The organism is Ruegeria sp. AI3 (assembly GCF_056541245.1).
The window spans coordinates 144190-168781 of sequence record NZ_JBQFYA010000006.1; the positions used below are offsets into that span (position 1 = coordinate 144190).

General features: G+C 58.2%; 19 protein-coding genes and 1 pseudogene. 15 read left to right on the forward strand and 5 right to left on the reverse strand.

Translation table 11 applies throughout. The features are described from left to right. Window position 1: 1 nt before the first annotated feature. The 5 genes from ACRZ95_RS11270 to ACRZ95_RS11290 are packed head-to-tail and all read right to left on the reverse strand — an operon-like array spanning window position 2 to window position 3237. Window positions 2–1354 carry a DUF4384 domain-containing protein gene (locus tag ACRZ95_RS11270; protein ID WP_170675851.1) on the reverse strand — a complete coding sequence of 451 codons (1353 nt, stop codon included), beginning with the start codon at window positions 1352–1354 and terminating at the stop codon, window positions 2–4. Next, window positions 1351–1761, reverse strand: coding sequence for an ExbD/TolR family protein (locus ACRZ95_RS11275; protein ID WP_170675850.1), 411 nt, complete (start codon window positions 1759–1761; stop codon window positions 1351–1353). Before ACRZ95_RS11275 ends, ACRZ95_RS11270 begins: the two co-directional genes overlap by 4 nt. Continuing rightward, window positions 1758–2186: an ExbD/TolR family protein gene (locus tag ACRZ95_RS11280; protein WP_170666650.1), complete on the reverse strand. Its 429-nt coding sequence runs from the start codon at window positions 2184–2186 to the stop codon at window positions 1758–1760. The genes ACRZ95_RS11275 and ACRZ95_RS11280 overlap by 4 nt, the downstream gene beginning before the upstream one ends. 10 nt (window positions 2187–2196) lie before the next feature. Continuing rightward, window positions 2197–2817 (reverse strand): MotA/TolQ/ExbB proton channel family protein, encoded by a 621-nt coding sequence (locus tag ACRZ95_RS11285; RefSeq protein WP_170675849.1) that lies wholly within the window; start codon window positions 2815–2817, stop codon window positions 2197–2199. A 3-nt stretch (window positions 2818–2820) separates the two neighbouring features. After that, window positions 2821–3237, reverse strand: coding sequence for a hypothetical protein (locus ACRZ95_RS11290; RefSeq protein ID WP_170675848.1), 417 nt, complete (start codon window positions 3235–3237; stop codon window positions 2821–2823). 367 nt (window positions 3238–3604) lie between these two features. Here ACRZ95_RS11290 and tssA point away from each other — a divergent pair, with 367 nt between their 5' ends. The 15 genes and pseudogenes from tssA (at window position 3605) to ACRZ95_RS11365 (ending at window position 24586) form a co-directional block, all read left to right on the forward strand. Further along, entirely contained in the window at window positions 3605–4651 is a 1047-nt protein-coding gene (gene tssA / locus ACRZ95_RS11295; RefSeq protein ID WP_170467426.1) for a type VI secretion system protein TssA, read from the forward strand. Window positions 4652–4718: 67 nt separating this feature from the next. Further along, a complete protein-coding gene (tssB, locus tag ACRZ95_RS11300) occupies window positions 4719–5234 on the forward strand; it encodes a type VI secretion system contractile sheath small subunit (RefSeq protein ID WP_170378441.1) in 516 nt (171 codons plus the stop codon). A gap of 3 nt (window positions 5235–5237) precedes the next feature. Further along, on the forward strand, window positions 5238–6734 hold the full coding sequence (gene tssC / locus ACRZ95_RS11305) for a type VI secretion system contractile sheath large subunit (protein WP_170378432.1): 1497 nt from the start codon (window positions 5238–5240) through the stop codon (window positions 6732–6734). Window positions 6735–6831: 97 nt separating this feature from the next. Then, window positions 6832–7326, forward strand: coding sequence for an Hcp family type VI secretion system effector (locus ACRZ95_RS11310; RefSeq protein WP_170378430.1), 495 nt, complete (start codon window positions 6832–6834; stop codon window positions 7324–7326). Window positions 7327–7407: 81 nt separating this feature from the next. Then, a complete protein-coding gene (locus ACRZ95_RS11315; protein ID WP_170549421.1) occupies window positions 7408–8229 on the forward strand; it encodes a type VI secretion system accessory protein TagJ in 822 nt (273 codons plus the stop codon). After that, complete coding sequence (gene tssE / locus ACRZ95_RS11320; RefSeq protein ID WP_170378426.1) at window positions 8222–8716, forward strand: type VI secretion system baseplate subunit TssE; 495 nt, start codon at window positions 8222–8224, stop codon at window positions 8714–8716. Before ACRZ95_RS11315 ends, tssE begins: the two co-directional genes overlap by 8 nt. A 5-nt stretch (window positions 8717–8721) precedes the next feature. Beyond that, complete coding sequence (gene tssF / locus ACRZ95_RS11325; protein ID WP_170675847.1) at window positions 8722–10599, forward strand: type VI secretion system baseplate subunit TssF; 1878 nt, start codon at window positions 8722–8724, stop codon at window positions 10597–10599. Then, complete coding sequence (gene tssG, locus ACRZ95_RS11330) at window positions 10563–11633, forward strand: type VI secretion system baseplate subunit TssG (RefSeq protein ID WP_170675846.1); 1071 nt, start codon at window positions 10563–10565, stop codon at window positions 11631–11633. The genes tssF and tssG overlap by 37 nt, the downstream gene beginning before the upstream one ends. Window positions 11634–11635: 2 nt before the next feature. Further along, window positions 11636–14353 (forward strand): type VI secretion system ATPase TssH, encoded by a 2718-nt coding sequence (gene tssH, locus ACRZ95_RS11335; protein ID WP_170675845.1) that lies wholly within the window; start codon window positions 11636–11638, stop codon window positions 14351–14353. Between the two features lie 41 nt (window positions 14354–14394). Further along, entirely contained in the window at window positions 14395–15951 is a 1557-nt protein-coding gene (locus ACRZ95_RS11340) for a hypothetical protein (protein ID WP_170675844.1), read from the forward strand. Window positions 15952–16034: 83 nt separating this feature from the next. After that, window positions 16035–17252: a hypothetical protein gene (locus ACRZ95_RS11345; protein WP_170549437.1), complete on the forward strand. Its 1218-nt coding sequence runs from the start codon at window positions 16035–16037 to the stop codon at window positions 17250–17252. Between the two features lie 57 nt (window positions 17253–17309). Then, window positions 17310–18167 (forward strand): ion transporter, encoded by an 858-nt coding sequence (locus ACRZ95_RS11350; RefSeq protein WP_170676137.1) that lies wholly within the window; start codon window positions 17310–17312, stop codon window positions 18165–18167. Continuing rightward, a pseudogene (gene tssB, locus ACRZ95_RS11355) lies at window positions 18160–18660 on the forward strand (type VI secretion system contractile sheath small subunit); the annotation flags it as partial. The gene ACRZ95_RS11350 and the pseudogene tssB (ACRZ95_RS11355), both read left to right, overlap by 8 nt. A gap of 60 nt (window positions 18661–18720) precedes the next feature. Then, a complete protein-coding gene (locus ACRZ95_RS11360) occupies window positions 18721–22449 on the forward strand; it encodes a type VI secretion system contractile sheath domain-containing protein (protein ID WP_480554976.1) in 3729 nt (1242 codons plus the stop codon). A 34-nt stretch (window positions 22450–22483) separates the two neighbouring features. Next, window positions 22484–24586, forward strand: a complete 2103-nt coding sequence (locus ACRZ95_RS11365) for a type VI secretion system tip protein TssI/VgrG (protein ID WP_170675842.1) — start codon at window positions 22484–22486, stop codon at window positions 24584–24586. Window positions 24587–24592: the final 6 nt, after the last annotated feature.

Below are 24592 nucleotides of genomic sequence, written 5' to 3' on the forward strand. Positions count from 1 at the left end.
CCTATTCGGACGTGGTTATGAAAAAATAGACCCATTCGCCTTTGAATTCCGGGTCGTTGGCGCGGGCGTCGGCGACTCGATCCTTGAGGAACTCAAGGTAAGGTCCTGCCGGCTCGATCAAGGGTCTTTCCTCGTCAAAGAGCGGGGTCGACGCTGCAAAGGCCACTGCGATTTCTTGTCCGTATGGAGGGCCGATGGTGATGAAAAGGCCGGGATCGCCTTGTTTCTCAGCGCCAATTTTGAATGCAGATTTGGCGGGCGTTCTGGCAAGCGGGACCGATGCGTTTGGGCTGAGATGTATGACCTGACCGTCGGCGTCGAAATAGTCGACATAGATATAGGCGTCGTAGTCGGCTCCGGTCAGATCAAGGACCAGTTGCTGACCTGAGGCGTAGCGAAACTCCCGCGTGTGAATATCATCGCCCACCAGCAGGGGGTTGGTGATCTGGTCGGTCGATTGTGGCAAGCCCACATCGACGATCCCGCTAAGCGCGCCGCATTGGGGTCGGGGAAGGATCAGCAGATTGTCGGTGACCTGAATATTGGCTCCCATCTGCGCCTGAAGCGCCGAAAGGACAGGCCCGCGAAGGCCGTTTTCTGGGATATGACCGATCAGTTCGAGGGTATTTGTTTCTGGAAGGAACTGCACCTGAAGGCGTGAACAGGGTACCTGGGCCAGCAGACCGTCTATGCCATCACGCAGGTCTTCAGCCGCCTCACCCGCATCTTCGGGGCGCGTGAAACTTTGAAAGGCGGCGAGGCTTACGGGATCAATCGGGGAATCGCCGGTTGCCGAAAACACATCGGCCGCCTTGGCCTTTGGGACGTCCGGTTGGGTTTGGGTCAAAGCGACGGGCCGCGCCTGCACGGCCTGAGCGGCATCAAAAGAAGGTTGGGTCAACGCCACCGAGTCCGTCGGAGCAAGGTTAGAAGTCAACGTGGTTACCGGCAACTCGGCCGAGGCCAGAGTTACCGGAACCGCCTGTTCGGCAACGACAGGTTGCGGCTTGTCCGGAACGGCCGCCAAAGCCTGCGTTTGGTTGGCCACCTGGTCGCTGGCACTTAGGCTTAGGGCATTCGCGGTAATCTCTGGGGCCGAGGATTGCGGAATAGCACCTTGGGCCAGCCGCGCGCCGCTGGTTTCTTCGGTTGAGGTCGCCGCTGTATCCGGCTGCGCTTGCGCGGCGGTGCTTTGTTTCACCTGATGCGCGGAAAGCTGCATCCGTGTTTCCGGTACGGGCTGCTCGATCACGGGTTCAGGCTCAGTAGACCAAAGCAGAACGACCGCTGCCACGGCGTGAATTGTGACCGAGCAGAACAGCGCGACGCCCCATATCAAAGGAGTGCGCGTCACCGGACCGGACCCGGAGGTGTAACGACCAGCACCACATCCCGCGCGCCCATCGCCTCGAACGTGACGATCAAGGGCAAGACCTCTCGTAGGGCGGCATCCTGATGGGCGTTGATGCGGAGCAGCAGGTCGGGCTGTTCGGACAGCGCCTCCTCGACCGATAGCGCGATCTGATCCGCCGGAAGCTCTGCGCCGTCCAGGGCCAATTGACCATCGGCGCTGACCGACAGGGTCAATCCTCCCGCTGGCATATCCGCTCCGGATTGCGACACCGGCGGGGTCACGTCGAATGGCGCGGTGGCGTCCATGCGTCCGATGAGCATGAAGAAGACCAGTAGGAAAAAGACGACATCTATCAGGGCGATGATGGTTTCGGGGTGTTGGCGTGGGGCCGGGCGGGTGATCCTCATGGGCGCGCCTCCAACCGGACGACGCGCATATTGGTCACGCCTGCGCGGGTGACGACGTCCATGACGGTGACCAGCGCCTGCATGCGAGCGCTGCCGGTTGGTAGAACGATCACCGGAGTTGCCGGGGCCTGGGCTATTCTATCGGACAACAGCGCCTCAAGGTCCTCAGAGGTCAGCGCTTGCCCGCGGAAATAGGGCGCGCCGTCGCCTCCGATACGGATCACCACGGCGCTGGCGGGCTCACCCGAGGTGCCTGAGGACGCAGGGCGATCCGATTGAGCCAATGCCGGGATCATGTCGAGGTTCAGATAGGTCGAGGTCACCATGAAGAACACCAGCAGGATCAGCATCACGTCGATCATCGGCACCAGCGAGATCAGGGGCCGTGTCGGTCTGCGTCTGTTCAGGCTAAGCTCGGCGGACATGTGTGAACCCTTACTGCGTGCCGCGTTCCTCGATCACCATCAAATGCCCGACCGCGTTCTCAATCGCCTGAGCGCCCGCTTCTGCGCGGCCCGATAGCAGCGATGCCCCGACAGCGGCGGGGATGGCAACCAACAGGCCGGCGGCGGTGGTCAGCAAGGCTTGCCAGATTCCGCCCGCAAGGACCGAGGCATTGGCCGCGCCTTGCGCCAGCTCCAGCTCCTGAAACGACTGGATCATACCGGTCACAGTTCCCAACAGGCCAAGCAGGGGCGAGATCATTGCGATCAGCTCCAGCACGCGAATCCATGTGTTCATGGCAGCGAATTCCTGATTGCCGCGACGTGTAAGTTCGGCCATCAAGGCGGGTCCCTTGAACCCGTCGTTCAGCGCCTGCATGGCATAGGCGCAGACGCGATCAGCCGGAGATTTCCCCGCAGCGATGGCGGCCTGTGCCGCCTGCTTGTCGCCCTTGGACCACTGCACTAGTGCTGTGTCCCTCGCGCCTCCTCCGGACCGAACCGGTGCCAGTTGCATCGCTTTGATGACGATCAAAGTGACAGAGAGCAGCGACAACGCGCCAAGAATTGCGATGATTGGGCCTCCTGCGCCCAGTGTCTCAAGCCCGAACATGATCTATTGCGCCAGATTGGCTGAGGTTTTGCTGCCTAGCGCCAGCAGCGGGAAGCAATCCAGAGGCTCGGCGTTCTGGGGCCTGCAGGCCGGCAGGTCATGCAGCAGCACCTCCGAGATATTGGAGCATTCAATCTCGGGGATTTCGAACAGTTTCAGAACGGTGCGTTGAACGGGCAGGGGGGCCGCGTCGATGGACAGAAGCCGGTCGATCACACCATTGCTGTCGAGGATGGCCAGCGACATCTCGAATTCTTCGAAACTGTTGTCGGTCTGGTTGCGAAACAGGAAGAACGCGCGGCATCCGCCGTTTTCGGCGGGTTCGAATTTGTTCAGCTCGATTCCAAGGCGGCCCTCATCGGCCTGCGCGGTTGCGGCCATCAGTGTCAACGCAACTGCGCCGAAAAGCGATTTTCTCATCTTCCTACCTCTGCTGCCGGTCGTTGAACCCACATCCGATGTCTTGCGTCGCGGGTCTTAGCACTGAACATTGCAGAAACAGGGCGCATGCGGGAAGATATTTTTGCAGTGGGTCGCGCTCGCGGTGGAACAATGAACTTGCCCTGGCGTAAACAAACGGTACGGCGGGTCGGGAAAATGTGTATATTGATCTCGACTTGGTCCGCGCATTGCGACCGATTAACCACACAAGCCGCGGAGGAAACTGGAAGTGTTTGCGAGTTTCGCCATCATGTGAACTAATTCATACACAAGATTGCAGGCGCTGCTGTAAGCGATTCAACAAGAACAACAAGCTGCGATCGAACAGGACGATATTGGGAATAAAATGGACCTTTCATCTTATCTGGAGCCCAGAGACGACGAACCCCCCAGCGGAGAAAATCTGGAATACGATCCGGCCTTTACGGACCTTGAGATCGCGGCCCAGCCGGGCGAAGAGCGTCAGATGGGCGATGAGGTCGTTGCGGCCGAAGAACAGGACTGGCGCGATGTCGAGGAAAAGGCCCTCGCCGTCATGGAAAAAAGCCATGACATTCGCGCCGCGATCTATCTGGCCGAGGCTGTTTTGCACACAAAGGGCCTTCCCGCCTTTGCCTCAGCCGTGGGCTATGTGAAATCTCTGCTGGAAGACAATTGGGATACCTGCCACCCCGAGTTGGATGAAGACGACGGCGATGCCACCATGCGTATCAATGCGGTGCGCGGTCTGGCCTCGTCAGATCGGATGGTACGCGCCTTGCGTCGGACCGCTTTGACGGACAGCCGCATGTTCGGTCGGATGACCCTGCGCCATCTGGATGTCGCCGAAGGTCGCATCAACATGCCCGCAGATCTGGACGACGCTCCGGATGCAACCGGGGTTGCCGCGGCGTTCAAGGACACCGATGACGAGGTGTTGGAGGCCAATGCCGATGCGGCGTCCACGGCTCTGGACGATGTCGAGGCAATCGATGCTGTTTTCAGTGACAAAACTCCCGGCGAAGGTCCGGATCTGACGCCTCTGTCTGATGCGCTGAAAAGCATCAAGCAGGCGTTGGCCAGCTATGCCGATGTGGGCGAGGCCGAAGAAGACGATTCCGGCGACGATGACAGTCCAAGTAGCCCATCGGGTGCCCCGGCCGCGCCGATGGCGTCGGGCGGTGGCGGCGGTGGGGCGATCAACACGCCCGAGGATGTCACCCGAATGCTCGAACGCATCATGGACTACTACGAGCGATGCGAACCTTCCAGTCCGCTACCCATTCTGCTGGAACGCGCCAAACGCCTTGTTAATGCCGATTTTCTTACGATTATCGAAGACATGGCAAAAGAGGGTCTGGACGAGGTGCGCCAGATCGGCGGCATAAAAGAAGACGACGATGACGATTATTGATCCGTTTGGGCGCAAGCCGAACACCGGATTGAAAAGAAACACTGATGGATGAATCGAGGAGCATCAGATGGCTGACAGTTCACAAAAATTTATAGCCCGGAACAGGGCTCCGAGGGTTCAGATCGAATATGATGTTGAACTCTATGGTGCCGAAAAGAAGGTCCAGTTGCCCTTTGTCATGGGCGTCATGAGCGACCTTGCCGGGAAATCCGAGGTCGAGCAGCCCGCCGTGGCCGACCGCAAGTTCCTGGAAATTGACGTCGACAATTTCGACGACCGGATGAAGTCGATGGCGCCGCGCGCGGCCTTTACCGTGCCGAACACCTTGACGGGCGAAGGCAATCTGGCCGTCGACATCACGTTCGAGAGCATGGATGATTTCAGCCCCGCCGCGATTGCCGCGAAGGTTGAGCCGCTCAAGGAATTGCTGGATGCGCGCACCCAGCTGTCCAACTTGATGACATATATGGATGGTAAAACCGGGGCCGAGGATCTGATTTCGAAAATCATGCAGGATCCGTCGCTGCTGAAGACACTGGCAGCCCAGCCCAAACCCGGCGCTGACGCCGCCGAGGAGGAGTAAAAGATGGCCGAAGAAGAAGCCAAGGTAGAAGCCGCCGAAGGCGCAACCGCGTTTGGGTCCTCTGAATTCGAGGCTCTGCTGACGAAAGAGTTCCGCCCCAAGTCGGATCAGGCGAAAACCGCTGTTGAAAGCGCAGTCAAGACGCTGGCCGAACAGGCGCTGGCCAATACCGGCCTGATCTCGGACGACGCTTTGCGGTCGATCGAAGGTATCATCGCCGAGATCGACAAGAAACTGACCGAACAGGTCAACCTGATCCTGCATCACGAAGATTTCCAGCAGATGGAAAGCGCGTGGCGTGGTCTGCATTATCTGGTGAACAACACCGAAACCGACGAGATGTTGAAAATCCGAGTGATGAACATCTCGAAGAAGGACATGCACAAGACCCTGCGCAAGTTCAAAGGAACTGCATGGGATCAGTCGCCCATTTTCAAAAAGCTCTATGAAGAAGAGTTCGGCCAGTTTGGTGGTGAGCCCTATGGCTCGCTGGTGGCGGATTATCACTTCGACCACAGCCCGCAGGATATTGAGCTGCTGGGCGAGATGTCCAAGATCGCCGCTGCCGCGCATGCACCTCTGATTACCGGGGCCAAGCCCAGCCTGTTCCAGATGGACAGCTGGTCGGAACTGGCCAACCCGCGCGATCTGACCAAGATCTTCCAGACACCGGAGTATGCCGCATGGCGGTCGCTGCGCGACAGTGAAGATGCGAAATACGTCGGTCTGGCAATGCCGCGCTTCCTCGGTCGTCTGCCTTATGGCTCGAAAACCGAACCGGTTGAGGAATTCGCGTTCGAAGAAGACACCAGCGGTGCAACCAGTGACAAATATAACTGGGTCAACGCGGCTTATGGTATGGCGGTGAACATCAACCGGTCCTTCAAGGAATATGGCTGGTGTTCGCGCATTCGTGGCGTGGAAAGCGGCGGTACGGTCGAGGGCCTGCCCGCGCATACCTTCCCAACTGACGATGGCGGCGTGGACATGAAATGCCCGACCGAGATCGCGATCTCGGACCGTCGCGAGGCGGAACTGGCTAAAAACGGCATGATGCCTCTGATCCACCGCAAGAATAGCGATTCGGCGACCTTCATCGGCGCGCAATCGCTGCACAAGCCGGCGGAATATGATGATGCGGATGCAACCGCGAACGCCAACCTGGCTGCGCGCTTGCCCTATCTGTTCGCGACCTGCCGATTCGCGCATTACCTGAAATGCATGGTGCGTGACAAAGTTGGCTCGTTCAAAAGCCGTCAGGATATGGAGTCGTGGCTGCAGGGCTGGATCAACCAATACGTGGACTTCAACGCCGATATTTCGGCCGAAGCGGAAAAAGCACGTAAGCCTTTGGCCTCGGCCGAAGTGGTTGTGGAAGATGTCGAAGGCAATCCGGGCTACTACACGTCCAAATTCTTCCTGCGCCCGCACTATCAGCTGGAAGGCCTGTCGGTCTCTCTGCGTCTCGTATCGAAACTTCCGTCCGAAAAAGCTGGATAAAGGTCAAAAAAAATTGGCGGCATGTGATGTGTTTCACTGCCGTCGTTACGACCCTCCGGTAAACCGGGTTTAGAAACTAGAAAAGAGGAAGGCTAAAATGGAAAACGTATTTGTACAGATGGACTTCCCGGGCGAAGCACGGGAAAAACAGCACAAAGATTGGATCGCGGTTAAGTCGATCTCGTGGGAGGTTGAGCGGACGCTGGACATGTCCGACATGGGCACCACGCAGCGCGGCTATGCCAACGCGAACTTCGGCAAAGTGACCCTGAACACCGAACTCAGCAAAGCGTCTGCCAAGATCATGACTTATGTCGCGTCGGGCAAGTCGAACTCGGAAATGCTCATCCATATGTGCCGGTCTGGCGACGACGAAAAGAAAGGCATGGAGCCTTATCTGATCATCAAGCTGCGTGACGCAATCGTGGACAGCTACTCGGTCGATGGCGGCGAAGACTCGATCCCGTCGGAAACCTGGACCGTCGCGTATCGTGGCATCTCGGTCAAATACAAGATCGCCGACTTCAAAACCGGCAAGCTCAGCGATTGCAACGAGTTCCTGTGGAACCTGGAAACCGGCGACGTCAGCTAAGGTTTCAAACAACTACAGGTCCCGGTGGCATTTGCCGCCGGGGCTTTTGCACTTTTTCCATCCTGACTGCGCGAGGGTTACATGACGCCGGAAGAGCATCTTAAATCAGGCGATCTGGCGGCCACATTGGCCACTCTGCAAGATAAAGTCCGTGCCAATCCCGCAGACGCCAAGCTGCGGATTTTTCTGTTTCAGCTGCTCTGTGTAATGGGCGACTGGAAACGCGCGATCACCCAGTTGAAACTGAGCGCGGAGATGGATGAAGCGGCCACGATGATGGCCAAAACCTACCGCGAGGCCATCATTTGCGAAGTCTATCGCGAAAAAGTCTTTGCCGGGGAAAAGACCCCGATGATTTTTGGTGAGCCAGAAGAGTGGCTGGCCCATCTGATCGAGGCACAGAAACTGACAGCTGGCGGACATTTCGACCAGGCCGCCGAGTTACGCGCAAAAGCGTTCGATGCAGCGCCGACAACATCCGGCACGGTCAATGGCGAAGCTTTTGAATGGATCGCTGATGCCGATATGCGGCTGGGGCCGGTCCTCGAAGCGATTGTGAACGGCCGCTATTTCTGGCTGCCCTTTTCCCAGATCGTGCGGATCGACATCGAACCGCCCAGCGACCTGCGTGACGCGGTCTGGACAGCCTGCACACTGACCGTTGCCAGCGGAGGAGAACTCGCCGCCCTGATCCCAACACGTTATGCCGGTTCGACTGAGCAGGGCGATGATGCCGCCCGTCTGGCGCGGGCGACCACCTGGGTCGATGCCGGCGGCGAAACTTTTGTCGGGCTGGGCCAGCGTTTGCTGACGACAGATAAGTCCGACATCGCGCTTCTGGACATTCGCGAACTGGTTCTGGACGTGGCGACCGGTGCCGGGGAAACGGCGGGAGATGGCTGAGAAGACCCTTGCCGAACGCCTGCAACCCTCGCTTCTGGATCGGTTGACGGATGACGCGCCGGATCAGTTGAAAGAGGGGCGGGATTCCCGCGTGATTGACGTCGGGCGCCTGCGCGAGATCATTCAGCGCGATCTGTCCATGTTGCTCAACACCACCGATCAATCCGATCTGATTGATGAGGATGTCTATCCTTACGCATCGAAGTCGGTCCTGAACTACGGCATCCGGCAGACCTCGGGCTCGTTCTCAACCCTGCGTCAGGCCCAGCGCATTCAGAAATCCATAGCGGATTCCATTGAGGTGTTTGAACCTCGTATTGTGAAAGGCTCGGTCGCGGTCGAATTGCGCTCGGAAAAGCAATCGGGCGAAATGCATGTGGACTATGACATCCGCGCGGTGATGTGGGCGCAGCCCATGCCCTTGGAATTGTATCTGCGCAGCCGGGTCGACGTGACCACCGGCGAAGTCTCGATCGAGCGGAGCTAGGCGCGATGGATACACGGCTTCTGAAACACTACGAAACCGAACTGGCCTTCCTGCGTGAAATGGGGGCCGAGTTTGCGAATGCCTATCCCAAGATCGCTTCTCGCTTAGGGATGGAGGGGATCGAGGTTGTCGACCCCTATGTCGAACGTCTGCTCGAAGGTAGCGCGTTTCTGGCGGCTCGGGTTCAGCTGGAACTGGACATGCAGTTCCCGACCTTCACCTCGAACCTGCTCGAGATTGTCTATCCGCATTACCTGGCCCCGACACCGTCGATGATGGTGGCACAGATGGAGCCCGACGTCGGGAATGCCGCCCTGAAAGAAGGCTACCCGATCCCGCGTGGCACCACTTTGCGCGCGCGCCTGGCCGAGGGCGAACAAACTGCGTGTGAGTTCACCACGTCCTCGGACCTCACCCTCTGGCCGATTGAAATCACCGAAGCCGAGTACATTGACGGCCGGGGAGAGCTGGTGGCTGCCGGGGTGGCGCGCGACACCGACGCGCGCGCCGGTATTCGCCTGCGTTTGAACCGCACCGACGGTGAGCCGATGGCCGAACTGGGAATGGACAGCCTTGTGATGCATCTGGATACCCAGAGCGGCAAGGCTTGGGCCCTGCATGAACTGCTGGCCACCCAATGTGTTGGGCTGACGGGCCGCTCGACGGACCGCCGCGCGGATTGGACCACTCGGCTAACGACTGCGGATGTGGTGCCCAAAGGGTTTGAGGCAGATGAGGCCCTGTTGCCAACCCCGCGCCAGTCCTTCGACGGTTATCGCCTACTGCAGGAATATTTTGCGATGCCGGAACGGTTCCTCTTTGTGGAACTGACCGGCCTGCGACCCGCGCTCGAAAAATCGGCGGGCACGGATGTGGATATCTACATTCTGTTGCAGGACGGGGTGCGCGATGTCGCCCCCGCCGTGACCCCTGCGGCCTTTGCCCTGAACGCGGTGCCCGCGGTGAACCTGTTCCACCGCCGCTGCGATCGGGTGCATATCACCCAGATGGACATGCAGCATCACGTGGTGCCCAACCGTACAGCGGGTCTCGACTATGAGATTTTTGGGATTGAACGTGTCACCGGGATTCAATCCGATGAAGAGGGGGATATTCCTTTCCGCCCCTTCTATAGCGACACCGATCTGACGGCTGCGGGCGACAATCACTCGGCTTATTACACGATCAAACGCCGGATGCGGCAGCGTAATGAAAAGGAACGGTTGCGGGGCGTGCGGACCTCATATCTGGGGTCCGAGGTCTACCTGACATTGGTCGACCGGGCACAAGCGCCCTATCCCGGATCGTTGGAGCAATTGGCGGTTGAGGCGCTGTGCTCCAACCGCGATTTGCCCCTCTTGCTGGCCGCAGGCGGCGATGACGTCTTCCACCTGCCTGACGGTGGTCCGGTAAAGACAATCCGGACGCCGGTCACACCCACGCGCCCACACGCGACCTTGGCGCAGGGTGATGCTGCGTGGAAGCTGATCAGCCACCTCAGCCTCAACTACCTGTCCATTGCAGGCGACGGGAAAGAAGGCGGGGCGGGCGCTTTGCGCGAGTTGCTCGGCATCTATGCACCGCTCGGCAACCGCGTGACCGAGAAACAGCTTGAAGGTGTGGTCTCAGTCTCTAGTCGCCCCATCGTCCGCCGGATGAGCGACGAGGTCCTAAGCACGGCAGTGCGCGGGTTAGAGATCACGCTGGGATTCGACGAAAGTTTCTACGAAGGCACCAGCGTCTATGTGCTGGGCGCGGTGCTCGAGCGGTTCTTCCGCAAATACACCACGATCAACAGCTTCACGGAAACCGTGCTGAAAACCGAACGACGAGGAGAGATTGCCAGATGGCGACCAGCGGCCGGACTGGGCAGGATCATCTGAGCCTGCTGGCCGCGCTGGCGGCTGATCCTGAAAGGCATCATGTCTTTCAGGCGTTAAGGGTGATCGAAGCGCATTATGCAGATGCGCCGCGCCTGGGTGAATCGCGCCGCCCGCGCGAGGATCGCGTGCGTTTGGGGCAGGATGTCTCACTGGCCTTTCCGCCCAACACGCTGACGCGGTTTGAACCGGCGACCGACGGCGCACCGGGCAAACTCAACAACCTGTTCTTTGGGTTTTTCGGTCCGCAAGGCCCTCTGCCCCTTCACCTGACTGAGTTCGCCCGCGACCGGCAGCGCAACCACCGCGACCCGACTTTCGTGGCCTTTGCCGATATGCTGACCCACCGGATGATGAGTCTGCTCTATCGTGCCTGGGCCGCTGCAGAGCCTGCCCCCAGCTTTGACCGGGGCGATGATCCGTTTGAACAGCGCGTGGCGGCTTTGGCCGGGTTCAAGGGTGCGGATTATAGCGACCGCGATGCGATGCCAGACATGCTGCGCCGTTTCTTTGCGGGGCATCTCGGGTCAGGGACGAAAACGGTCGAAGGCATGATCGCGATCCTGTCGGACTATTTCGGGGTCGAATCGCATGTGCAGCAATTCGTCGGCTCGTGGTTGGAGTTGGAGCCGGACGACACTTGGCAGCTCGGCTCGCCCGCGCGATTGGGGCAATCGACCAGCATCGGCAACCGCGTCTGGTCACGCGCGGCCAAGTTCCGTATTCGCATCGGGCCACTGTCGCTGGAAGATTACAAACGCCTGCTCCCCGGCGGCGTTTCTCAGGAACGGATGGAGGCAATTATCCGCACCTATGCCGGTGACACCTTAGATTGGGAGGTCAATCTGGTGCTGGCCGGTGATGAGGTGCCGCGCGCCTCGCTGGGTGGAACGACGCAGCTGGGTCATACCAGCTGGATTCGAACCCGCGATGATCCTGAACAGAACCGCCCGGATGCGGATGATCTGATCCTGTATCCGGGATACGTATCACAAGAATTCGAGGCCGAAGAACTGGCCCATAACGAGAGGTATTGAAGATGACGGAAATCAGCCGCGTATCGCTGTTCGGCAAGCTGAACAAGCTGGGCTATCAGGCCATCGAAGGGGCCACCGTGTTCTGCAAGATGCGGGGCAATCCGTATGTCGAAATCCAACACTGGCTGCATCAGATCCTGAACGGCCAGGACAGTGACATTCACCGCATCATTCAGCACTACGACCTGGATCCGGGCAAGATTGCGTCGGAGTTGACGCGCAGCCTGGATATGCTGCCGCGCGGAGCGTCCTCGATCTCGGACCTTTCGGATCACCTAATGGACGCGATGGAACGCGGTTGGGTTTGGGGCTCGTTGCTGTATTCCGACAGCAAGGTGCGGACGGGGTATCTGATCCTGGGCATGCTCAAGACGCCTGCTTTGCGCAACATCTTGGCCAGCATGTCGCCGGAACTGGCTAAGATCGGAGCGGATGATCTGGCTGACAGCTTTGCTCAGGCTACCGATGGTTCACCCGAGGATACGCTCGGCGCGCAGGATGGCTCGAACGTGGGCGGCGGCGCCGAGCCGGGGGAGGCTAGCGGCGCAATGGCCCCCGGAGCGATGGGCAAGGGCGAAGCGCTGGAGCAGTTCTGCACCGACCTGACAGAACAGGCGCGCAATGGTGAGATTGATCCCATCGTGGGCCGTGATGAAGAAATCCGCCAAATCGTCGACGTGCTGATGCGCCGCCGTCAGAACAACCCGATCCTGACCGGTGAGGCGGGCGTTGGTAAAACTGCCGTGGTCGAAGGGTTTGCCCTCCGGATTGCTAGGGGCGACGTGCCTCCGGCGCTGAAAGATGTGCGTTTGCTGGTTCTGGATGTGGGCCTGTTGCAAGCGGGCGCATCGATGAAGGGCGAGTTTGAAAACCGCCTGCGTCAGGTGATTGATGAGGTTCAGGCCAGTCCCACTCCGATTGTGATGTTTGTCGATGAGACGCATACTTTGGTCGGGGCAGGTGGCGCTGCCGGAACCGGCGACGCGGCCAACCTTCTGAAACCGGCGCTGGCGCGTGGCACTCTGCGCACCATCGGCGCGACCACTTGGGCTGAGTACAAGAAATACATCGAGAAAGACCCGGCTCTGACCCGCCGTTTCCAAGTGGTGCATGTGGAAGAGCCCGATATCCCAAAAGCGGTTCTGATGATGCGCGGCATCGCCTCGATGCTGGAAAAACACCACCGCGTGCAGGTGCTGGACGAGGGGATCGAAGCCGCAGTGACGCTGTCCGCCCGCTATATCCCAGCGCGGCAGTTGCCGGACAAATCGGTCAGCCTGCTGGATACGGCCTGCGCGCGGGTCGCGGTGTCTCAGCACGCGGTTCCGGCTGAGGTGGACGACAGCCAGCGCCGGATTGAGGCTCTGACCACCGAACTGGAAATCATCGAACGGGACGAGACCGCAGGCTATGACATCGCCGACCGGCGCGAGGCGGTGAATGCCGCGAAAGAGGCGGAAGAGGCGCGGTTGGCCGAACTAAACGGGCGTTGGGAGGCCGAGAAGAAAGTGGTCGAAGAAATCCTCGACCTACGCGCCAAGCTCCGCGCTGGCGGGCAGGAGATCGAAGGAACGGGTACCGCCGAAGGCGAAGCCGCGACCGAAGAGGCTCCAGACGCACAGCCCATCGACCGTGAGGCACTATTGGCCGAACTAAAAGCCAAGAACGCTGAGTTGGAAGAAGTGCAGGGCGACAGCCCGCTGATCTTGCCCATCGTGGATCATCAGGCGGTGGCCAGCGTGGTTGGTGACTGGACCGGTATCCCCGTGGGCCGCATGGTCAAGGATGAGATCGATACGATCCTAAATCTGGAAAACCGTCTGGCCCAGCGTGTAATCGGTCAGGACCACGCGATGAAGATGATCGCCAAGCGCGTTCAGACCAGCCGCGCGGGGCTGGACAACCCGAACAAGCCCATCGGTGTCTTCATGCTGGCGGGTACCAGCGGCGTTGGTAAAACCGAAACCGCTCTGGCCTTGGCCGAGGTGCTGTATGGCGGCGAACAGAACGTCATCACCATCAACATGTCGGAATACCAAGAGGCCCACACCGTCAGCAGCCTGAAAGGCGCCCCTCCGGGCTATGTCGGCTACGGCGAAGGTGGTGTGCTGACCGAAGCGGTGCGGCGCAAGCCATACTCCGTCGTGCTGCTGGATGAGGTCGAAAAAGCCCATCCGGACGTGCACGAGATATTCTTTCAGGTCTTTGACAAGGGCGTCATGGAGGATGGCGAGGGCCGCGTGATCGACTTTAAGAACACGCTGATCTTGCTGACCTCGAATGTCGGCACTGAGATGATCATGGATATGTGCGCGGACCCGGATCTGATGCCCGATCCCGAAGGCATGGCCAAGGCGCTGCGCGATCCGCTGCTGAAGGTGTTCCCACCAGCGCTGTTGGGTCGTTTGGTGACGATTCCCTATTATCCGCTCAGCCCCGAGATGCTGGGCGAGATTACAAAGCTACAACTACGGCGAATCAAAAAGCGCGTCGAATCTGCTCATGGTGTACCATTCGAATACACCGACGCCGTGGTGGACGAGATCGTCAACCGTTGTCAGGAGCTGGACAGCGGTGGTCGTATGATCGACGCGATCGTGACCAATACAATGCTGCCGGATATATCGGCAGAATTCCTGAAAAGAATGATGGAGGGCGAAGAAGTTTCCAAAGTCGTGATCGACGTCACAGACGGGGACTTCACTTACGGGTTTGATTGAGCGCAACGCATGATGCGTCTGACCGAGAAAGGGGACACTTTATGAAGGCGACTATGACACCGGAACTGGATCAGAAATGGTGGTCCAAGAACAAACCGAAGCTGATGAAGAAAACCGGCCTGGGCGATGCTTTGAAAGCATACCAGGTCGCCGAAGATCAGATGGATTGGGACAAGACTTTGAAAGCCTTGTCCAACGTCAAGCGCAAGGTTGCCGAGGCTGTGAAGCTCGCGGGCAGCAAGCACTCGGATACAGTGACGGTCCTGAAAAAGTACCCCAAGATCATCGACAAGAAAGAAAAGGAACTCGAGGAAAAGAAAAAGGACGCAGCGGCTCGGGCTAAGTCGGCCTCGAGTGATGCGCCCAAGCAGAAACTGGGTAAGTCGGTTGTCATCTGGAAAAAGGATCTGGGCACCGAGATTACCAAGAAATACAAGCCCGACTGGCTGAAAGAGCTAAAGGGTTATGCGTTCCAGTTGAAGCTGAACGATGATCTTCTGGATGTTCTGGAAGATGAAGGCGACTATGTCACGCCGCAGCAGATGGTGGATGACGCCAATGCTGTGACCGACAAGCTGGTTGCCTTGATCGCCAAAGAGCTGATGGCGACGGATGCGGCGATCAAGAAGGCCAGCGACGCAAAGAAACGCGCGGCGTTGATTAAAGGGTTCGACGACAAGCTCGCGACCATCATGAACGGTGCCAAAAAGCACTATGAGTCGATCCCTGCCAAGCGCTGGCAGGCCTTTGTGAAGCGCAAGCAGCAGTACAAGGACTATAAGGTCAAAACTGGCTTTGACATCACGCTTGGCGTGTTGGGTGTCGTCGGCGGTGCCGCAGGTGTGGCCGGTGCGGCCGCAACAGGTGGCGCATCGCTGGCCTTGGGGATTGTCTCGCTGGTGCGGGGTGTTGCGCAACTGGCCGACAAGATCAAGGACGCCGCGCAAGAGGCCGAGAAGGTCGAGAAGAACCTCAAAAGCGATCTGGACACGCTGCTCAAGCGGTATCGCACCGCGGAAGGCGAGGCCAAAAAGCAGGTTCAAGGCGGTGCCGAGGTTGGTGCCTCAGTCCTCAAGGGTATTTTGGGTACCGATACGCCGTTCCTGGCCACTCTGCCAAAATGCGACAAGAACTATGGCCTGTGGCAGAACAAGGTTGCCGGACTTGAAGTTGGCGGGCGCAAACTGTCTCAGGCGATCATGAAGGGCCTGCAGGAATGCGACAAGCTTGAGAAAGCCATGAAACAGGCGGACGCGAAGAAGGCTGGTAAGTATCTGGACAAGCTCAAAAAAGCCCGTGCCTCGTTGCAGAAGGGTCTGGACGGGTGTTCGGATATGATGAAGCGGGTCTCGGACGCGGACAAGAACGCGCCGAACCTCAAGAAGATGCTGGATGCGCTGAATTCGAGCAATCCGAAATACGCGCAGATCTTCGACAAGGTATTCCCGGTTGTCGTCAACCTGACGCTGGCGGGTGCAAATGCCGGGGTTGGCTTCAAAGAAGCGTCCAGCACGCTCGACACGGTCAACACGGCGCTTGGGCTGTTCAACGACATTGCCTCGGAAGGCAAGGATCAGCTGGAAGAAGCGATCGGCTAAGCGACGGGGCGGCGCCCGTGGCCCAAAGCCACGTGGCGCCGACCTCATCCGGCAGGAACGAAACGGAATATAGGCGCGAAAAAATGGCAAAGCAGACAGTTACACCTCACAAGTTTTACGTGGTCGATCTCATCCGGTCGAAGCCCAAGCTTCAGTATATCGAGATCCCCAGCTACCGCGTTGACGTCAAATTCGAAGTCACGGCCAAAGGTCCGGTGCCGTCGACCACGCTAAAACGTCTTGAAGCGGCCGGCATGAAAGAGCTGGAACGCTATGAGACGGTGATCAGCCAAGAGGCCGTCAAGCTCGACAAGAAAGTCGCCGAGCTGATGAAGACGCCGGGTCAGAAATCTCAGGCCGAAGCCGAGAAGATGATCCAGGCCACCAACCAGATGATCAAGAACGCCCTGCGGTCGGCCGAAGGGGCCGCTCAGGTGGCGATCGAAAAGCAGATCAAGGTTGAGGCGAACAAGGACAAGTTGCTGAAAGAAGCGCGGGTCAAGACCACGCTGAAGGTGACAGCTGGTGTGATCAAGATCGGCACGGCTGTCACGCGGCTTGTGGCGACCTCGGGCGCGGACGTCATGGCCTACAAGACCATTGTCAAACAGGTCTACGATCTGGGCAAAGAGGTTCAGCAGCAGTTGAAGGGTGAAGAAAAACTGCGCAAGGACCTAGAAGGCGCCATCCAGAAATACATCAAGCTGCGCGGCACCTCGATCATGCAAGCGGCGGAGAGGCAGGGGATTACCGATACGTCCGGTATCTCGGTCAAGAAACCGATGGAGGCGATCAAGAAACTGACCGCCAAGGCGCTCGCCATGGGGGATGAGGTCACCAAGGGCCGGGACGCCAAGAAGATCGCCAAGGAAATCGCGGATTTCGCGATCAAGGGCTATCAGGTCTATCAAAAGGACTCGAACAAGAAACGCGCGCTCTATCGTGAGCATACGACCAAAACGCGCCACAAGGTCGATGATCTGGGCAAGGCCGCTGACAAGCTAATGAAGGCTGCGAAGTCGCAGAAAACCTTGAAAGAGGGCGTCAAGCTCGGGGCCGAATGTATGGCCGTCAAGCGCGAGGCCAGCGCCATGGCCGCCAAGCTCGAGGAACGTCAGAAGTTCCTGGCCGAGATGGAGGCTCTGATGGAAGGCAACGGTCTGAAAGTGGATGACACCACGATCATGGACAAGCTGAAGAAGCTGGACAAGATGACGGTTCTGAAAGAGACCAAGACAATGTTTACCTCGGTCAAAGGGGTCTACAAACTAGTGGACGGAATCAGCGACGTCGTTGGTTAAACACGTAAATCTTCGGGTGCGGATCGCCGTGCCCGACACCCAAAGCAACAGGAGGTGTTGGTGGAACCCGGTATCGAGAAGAGCGAAACGCTCCGCGACACCGTGCGCGAGTTTGTCGAGCGTAAGGCTGTAACCAACACCATTCTTGGTGTGATCATTTTCAACGCGATCACGCTGGGGCTATCAACCTCTCCTTCGGTTCAATCGAGTATTGGCCCGACCCTGGTTGTGATCGACAAGATCGTGCTGGGCATTTTCGTGGCCGAGCTGTTGATGAAATTCTATGCTTACCGGTTCAGCTTCTTCAACAACGCCTGGAACATCTTTGACCTTGTTGTTGTTACGCTGGGATTGCTGCCCAACCGCGACGGGCTGTCCGCGCTGCGTGGGTTGCGGGTCATCCGGGCGATGCGTTTGCTATCGGTCATCCCGCAGATGCGGGCGGTGGTCCAGGCCTTGCTGGACGCGCTACCAGGTATGGGCGCGGTAATCATCATGATCTCAATCGTGTTCTACGTTTTTGCCGTCATGGCGACTCTGATGTACGGCCCGGATTTCCCGGAATGGTTCGGATCCTTGGGCAAATCGCTCTATTCCCTGTTCCAGATCATGACGCTGGAAAGCTGGTCGATGGGCATCGTCCGCCCAGTGATGGAGGTTCATCCCACCGCCTGGATCTTCTTCGTACCCTTCATCGTTATCACTGCCTTCTCGGTTCTGAACCTGTTCATCGGTCTGCTGGTCAACACTATGCAATCCGCTGTGGAGGACGAGTCGGTTGAGGAGTTCTCGCATCTGCGAGAACTGGTGCGCAGCGAGACCGATATCGTAGACGATCGCGTCAAGGAACTGCTGGTCGAAGTTCGCGCCCTGCGGCGTGAAGTGTCCGAGTTGAAAGGTCAGGCCGATGGCTGACAGCTCTCAGAAATTCATCGCCCGCAATCGGGCGCCGCGCGTTCAGATTGAATATGATGTGGAGCTTTACGGGGCCGAGAAAAAGGTTCAACTGCCCTTCGTCATGGGCGTGATGAGCGATCTCTCCGGCAAGTCAACGGTCGAAACGCCCGCAGTCTCGGATCGTAAATTCCTTGAGATTGATGTCGACAATTTCGACGACCGCATGAAGGCCATGGCCCCGCGTGTCGAATTTGCCGTGCCCAATACACTGACAGGTGAGGGCAATCTGGCCGTCGATCTGACTTTCGAGAAAATGGCCGATTTCACCCCGGCCCAGATCGCGTCAAAAATCGAGCCTCTGCGTAAATTGCTTGAGGCCCGCACGCAATTGTCGACCTTGATGGCCTATATGGATGGGAAGACCGGGGCCGAGACACTGATCGAAAAAGTGCTGGCCGACCCGGCCCTTCTGGGCGCGCTTGCGGGCAGTTCGCTCCCAGAGCAGGACAATGAGGCCACGTTGGACGCCTTGCGGGATATGATGCCCGAGGATTCCCCTGCCGACAATTCGATGGAGGATGCGCTTGCGTCTTTGCCCGAGGTTGAGACCGCCGAGGAACAGGATCAATCGGCTGACATCTTGTCCGATCTGGCGGCTGAAGCTCCCGAAGACGCACCTGAAGATACAACTGTCGCAGATGCTTTGTCCTCACTGCCCGACTCGGTTGAACCCGAAGCGCCTGTGGATGACAGCGCGGATGTCCTGTCCAATCTGGCAGCTTCCGCACCCGAGGAAACGGCTCAGGATACCTCTCTCTCGGACGCTTTGTCTTCGCTGCCGGAAACCGAGGTTACTGAGGTAGCCGACACATCAGGCGATATCCTGGCGGAATTGGCCGACGCTGCACCGGCTGATGAGGTTGAAGACACCGCCGCAGATGACATCCTGTCCAGCCTGCCAGATATCGAGCTTACGGCGGAAGAGGACGCGTCGGATGATATCTTGTCCGATCTGGCCAGTTCTGAGCCTGATGATGAGCCCGAGGATACGTCGGTCGCGGATGCTCTGTCTTCTGTTCCAGAGGTTGAGCTGCCCGACGTGTCGGAAGACTCGGCGGAGGTTCTTGCCGATCTGGCCGATGCTGTGCCCGAGACGACCGAGGTTGAGGATGTGACTTCTGATATTTTGGCTGACCTCAGCGATCTGGACACGGAAGAGGTCGAAGACAGCTCTGTGTCCGATGCCCTCGCGTCTCTGCCGGAAAGTGATGTCGCGGATGAGGTTGATGGGTCCGATGACATCCTTGCAGACCTTGCAAATGCCGCGCTGGACATTGAGGTCGAAGAGGACACGCTCGGCGATGTGCTCGCCTCAGTGCCCGAGGTTGAAGCCGCATCTGAGACGGATCAGAGCGATGATATCCTCTCTGAACTTGCCGATCTGGAGCTGGAGGAGACGGAAGAGGACGGCGCACTGGACGCGGCACTTTCATCGCTTCCGGATGCCGCTGAAGAGGCCGAAGAAGATCATTCGGACATTTTGTCCGACCTCGCCGACGCTGCTCCTGATGAAGCGGCGGACGACGTTGATCTGGACGGTCTGCTGGATGATCTGGCGGAGAAGGCTCCCGATGAAGCGGATGAGCCTGCGGCAGACGACATACTCGCCTCGGTACCCGAACTGGACAGCAAGGATGAGGCCGATCCGCTAGAGGACATCCTCGGTGATCTGGCCAGCGACGATCAACCTGATCCAGAGGCAGAAGCGTCCGACCTGGATGATTTGCTTGCCGATCTGGCGGATTCTGCTGACGAAGCACAGCCGGAGGAGGATGTTCTGGACGACATCCTCGGGGATTTGGTGGAACCCGAAGCTGATGAGGTCGACGAAGCTGACGTAGAAAACGTTCTTGCAGATTTAGCCGAAGAGCCTAACGGCGATCTGGATGATCTTTTGAATGACCTTGGGTCGGATGAGGATACATCTGCACCGACGGATGAAGCGGCCGATGACCTGGAAGATCTGCTGGGTGATCTCGAAGAGACGTCAGATGATGCGTCTGACGATCTGGATGAGCTTCTGAGTGATTTGGAATCCGAGCCGGACAGCGATGCCGCTGCAGACGATTTGGACACCTTGCTGGGTGATCTTGAAGGCGGTGATGAGACCGAAGATGTGGATACAGATGATCTGGATTCGCTGCTGGCAGACCTTGGCGACGATGTTGAGGATAAGGATGCTGGCGGAGATGATCTGGACGCCTTGCTGAACGACCTAGGGTCGGACGAGGAGAGTGCGTCTGAGGAGGGGTCAGCTGATGATCTGGACGCTCTGCTGGCGGATCTCGGCGATGATGAGGGCGGTTCAGACGACCTTGGTGATCTGTTGAATGATTTGGGCGCAGATGAGGATAATGAGGCATCCTCTGACGAAACGACAAATGACTTGGATGCCTTGCTGGGCGATCTAGACCTAGACGACGAGGGCGGATCTGATGATCTGGACGCTCTGCTGGGTGACCTCGATGCCGATGACGCGTCAGATGAAACAGCGGAATTGGACGACGAGCCGCAATTGGCCTTTGGCCGCATGAGCGCGGATCGACCTGACCCGGAACGGCTGAAACGCACCCGATTCCGGATCGCGATCTTCGGCGATTTCTCGGGCCGCGCGGCGCGGGGGCAAATCGAGACCGGCGACGCCCTAGCGGCACGTAAGCCGATCATTCTGGATCCCGATACGGTCGAAGAGGTGATCGAGGGGTTCGCAACTGATCTCGTGCTGCCGATCGGCAAGGACGGGGCCGGGATCGAAGTGAAACTGAAAGAGCTGGACGATCTGCATCCCGACGAACTCTATGAAAAGGTCGAGCTGTTCGATGGCCTCTCGGGTCTGAAAAGCCAGCTGAGCGCGGGTGGGACTGCAGATCACGCCGCCAAACAGCTGATCGGTTGGGGGGAAGAGTTCGGGCAGGCGGTTGTGCCGCCACGCAAATCCTCGGGCGGTAACACAGTTCGTGCTGACCTGAAGCTCAGCGATTTTCAGAAGCTGATTGGTGATACGTCGGGAGAGCTGGCGCAGGCCTCACCCGTTGATGACTTGCTGAAACGCGTGGTCGGCCCGCATATTCGCAAACTGCCCAGCCCCGATGTGCAGGCGATGCAAAAGGCCGTGGATGAGGCGCTGAGCGCAGCCATGCGCATGGTTCTGCATCACCCAGAGTTCCAATCCGTCGAAGCACAGTGGCGCAGTCTCGATCTGATTGCGCGCAGCGTCGAGGATGATGATACGCTAGACGTGGTTTTGTATGACGTCTCGGCTGAAGAGATCGCGGCAGATTTGGCCGCCGAGGAAGATCTGGCGAAAACCGGTCTGGTTCGGTTGCTGACCGAAGAGCCGCTGGACGAAGAAAACGGGCGTGGCGGATATTCGGCGCTGATCGGGCTCTATACCTTTGAGGAAACACCACCACATGCGGAACTGCTGGGCCGTATTGGCCGCGTCGCAGCCCATGTGGATGCGCCGTTCGTCAGTGCAATCACCCCGGCCTATCTGGATGTTAAGCTCGAGGATCGCCACCCGCTAGTAGTCGAAGCCTGGGATACTCTGCGCGCGATGCCCGAAGCCGGGCATGTTGGTTTGGCGTCGCCCAGGTTCTTGCTGCGGCGGCCTTACGGAGCGAAGTCCGAGCCGATCTATGAGTTCGATTTTGAGGAATTCACCGAGTCTGAAGGCCTGCGTGGTATGCTTTGGGCCAATCCGGCGGTTCTGGTGACGATCTTGTTGGCGCGGTCCTTCAAGCAAAATGGCAAAGCGATGAATTTGGGCTCGGTCATGAGCCTGGGTGGTATACCGTACCATTTCGTCAATGACCGCTACGGCGATCAGGTGGCGCTGCCGTGTACGGAACGCAATATCACGCTGGCAAAGCACGAACACTCGGTCCAGCGCGGCTATATGCCTGTTCTGTCTGTCAAAGGCCGCGATGAAATCCGGCTTGGCTCGTTCAACTCGGTTGCCGGGCAGGAGATTCTGGGCCCGTGGTCCGGTATGCCCGCGCCTGCTCCGTCGCCAGATGTGCCTGCTGCGCCAGAGGCTGATGAGGATGACGATCGGGATTTGGATCTGGACCTCGACACGGGCGACGACGATGATTTCGACCTCGATCTGGACCTTGGAGATGACGACAGCGGCGATCTTGACGATCTGCTTGCGTCATTTGGCGACGATGATGACGGTGACGATAGTGATGATGAAGATATGGACCCCGAACTTGCTGCACTGCTGAACGATTTGTGACGGCGCGGTGAACGAGAATTGGAAGGAACGGTAAATGGCTGAGAGTCTGCAGAGTAAAGAGTGGCCGCTTCGGATAACGGGGTCGTATAGCTATGGTGAGGATGATCTTGTCATCAGGCGGGCCGTCGTCTCGGAAGAACTGGGAAAACTGACCGAAATTCAGGTCGAATTCCTGTCGGAAAAGACGACGATTGCGTTGGACAAGCTACTGGGCAAGGTGATGACCATCCATCTGGCTGCTGACGGGGCCGAGCGTAAATTCACTGGCACGATCGTGAGGGTGGAGCGGCTGGCGCTGCGCGATGGCTATGTACAGTTTCTGGCCGAATTGCGCCCTTGGTTCTGGCTGCTGACGCAGACCACCGACAGTCGCATCTTTCAGGAAATGACCGCCGTGCAGATCATCGAAAAGATTTTCGGTGAATACGGGCTTACGGATTTCAGAAAAAGCCTGCGCGCCACTTACCAGCAGCGCGAATATTGCGTGCAATATCGCGAAACGGATTTCGACTTTATCTCGCGCCTGATGCAGGAAGAGGGCATCTACTACTATTTCGACTACACAAATGCCAAAGACAAGAATGAGACGCTGGTCATGTGCGACGGACCAAACGCGCATACGCCGATTGCCGGTGACGCAAAGGTCGAATTCCGAGGCGGGGATGACTACAGCCAACGTCTTGGTGACTCGGTCACCGAATGGGCCGCGTCCGAGACGATCCGGCCCGGAGTTGTCTCGCTAGGCGATTTTGATTTCGAAAAGCCCAAAGCATCGCTGGATGCGCGGGCCAAAACGCCGACCGGCGCAAAGCACGGGTTCAAGGACAAGCTGGAGCTTTACGATATCCCCGGTCACTACAAGGAAACCGGGCCGGGCAATACGCTGGCCAAGGTGCGGATGACGGCCGAGGATGCTCTGTTCGACCGGCGGCGTGGGCGGGCTTCGGTCCGGGCGCTGGAAACCGGGCGCAAGTTCACGCTGCAGGATCATCCCGACAAGGCGGAGAACACGGAATACCTGATAACCAAGGCGCGGTATTTTCTTCAGACCACCGAAGGTTATGGATTTGCCAAGAACGATAAAGATCTGGACACCGGTGCGCTGGAGTTTCCGGAGGACAGCAATGAGATGTTCATGGTTGAGTTTGAAGCCCAGCCCGGCAAAACCGAATTCAAGTCGCTGCGCACGATCCCGTGGCCCGAGATTTCGGGCCTGCATACGGCCATCGTAACCGGCAAGGCTGGTGAGGAAATCTGGACTGACAAATACGGTCGCATCAAGGTGCAGTTCCATTGGGACCGCGAAGGCAAGAAGGACGAAAAGACCACCTGCTGGGTGCGGGTTGTCACCCCTTGGTCGGGTAAGAACTGGGGTATGGTCAGCATCCCCCGGATCGGGCAGGAGGTTGTCATCCAGTTCGAAGAGGGTGACCCGGATCGGCCGATCTGCACGGGTATGCTCTATAATGCCGACACCATGCCACCCTATGCCTTGCCTGCAAACCAGACGCAAACCGGGATCAAGACGCGGTCCTCGAAACAGGGCAGTGCCGAGACGTTCAACGAACTGATGTTCGAGGACAAGAAAGACGCTGAACTCGTGCGCTTTCAGGCGCAGAAGGATCACGAGAAGCTGGTCAAGAATATGTCCACGATTACCATTGGCTACGACAAGCTGGACAAGGGTGGCAATGGCGGTGACGGCTGCCTCAGCCAGGTGGTCAAGAAGAACGTGGATGAGACGATCAAGGAAGGTGACCATACCTTCACCATCGAGAAGGGTAACCAGACGGTCAGCATCAAGACTGACCAGACCGAGACCATCGAGGGCAAGTCCACCCGCACAGTGACGGGTAATCATGCCGAAACGATCAAGGAAGGCGACAAATCCACGACGGTCAAGATGGGTGACATTCAGGTCGATGCCAAATTGGGTAAGATCACAATGACGGCAATGAAGTCGATCGAATTGAAGGTTGGTGGCTCTTCGATCAAACTGGACCCGACAAGCATTACGATCAAGAGCACGATGATCAAAGTCCAGGCCAATGCCAAGTTGGATGCAAAAAGCCCGATGACGACGGTCAACGGTGACGCCATGCTGACCCTCAAGGGCGGCCTGACAATGATCAACTAAGGGGGC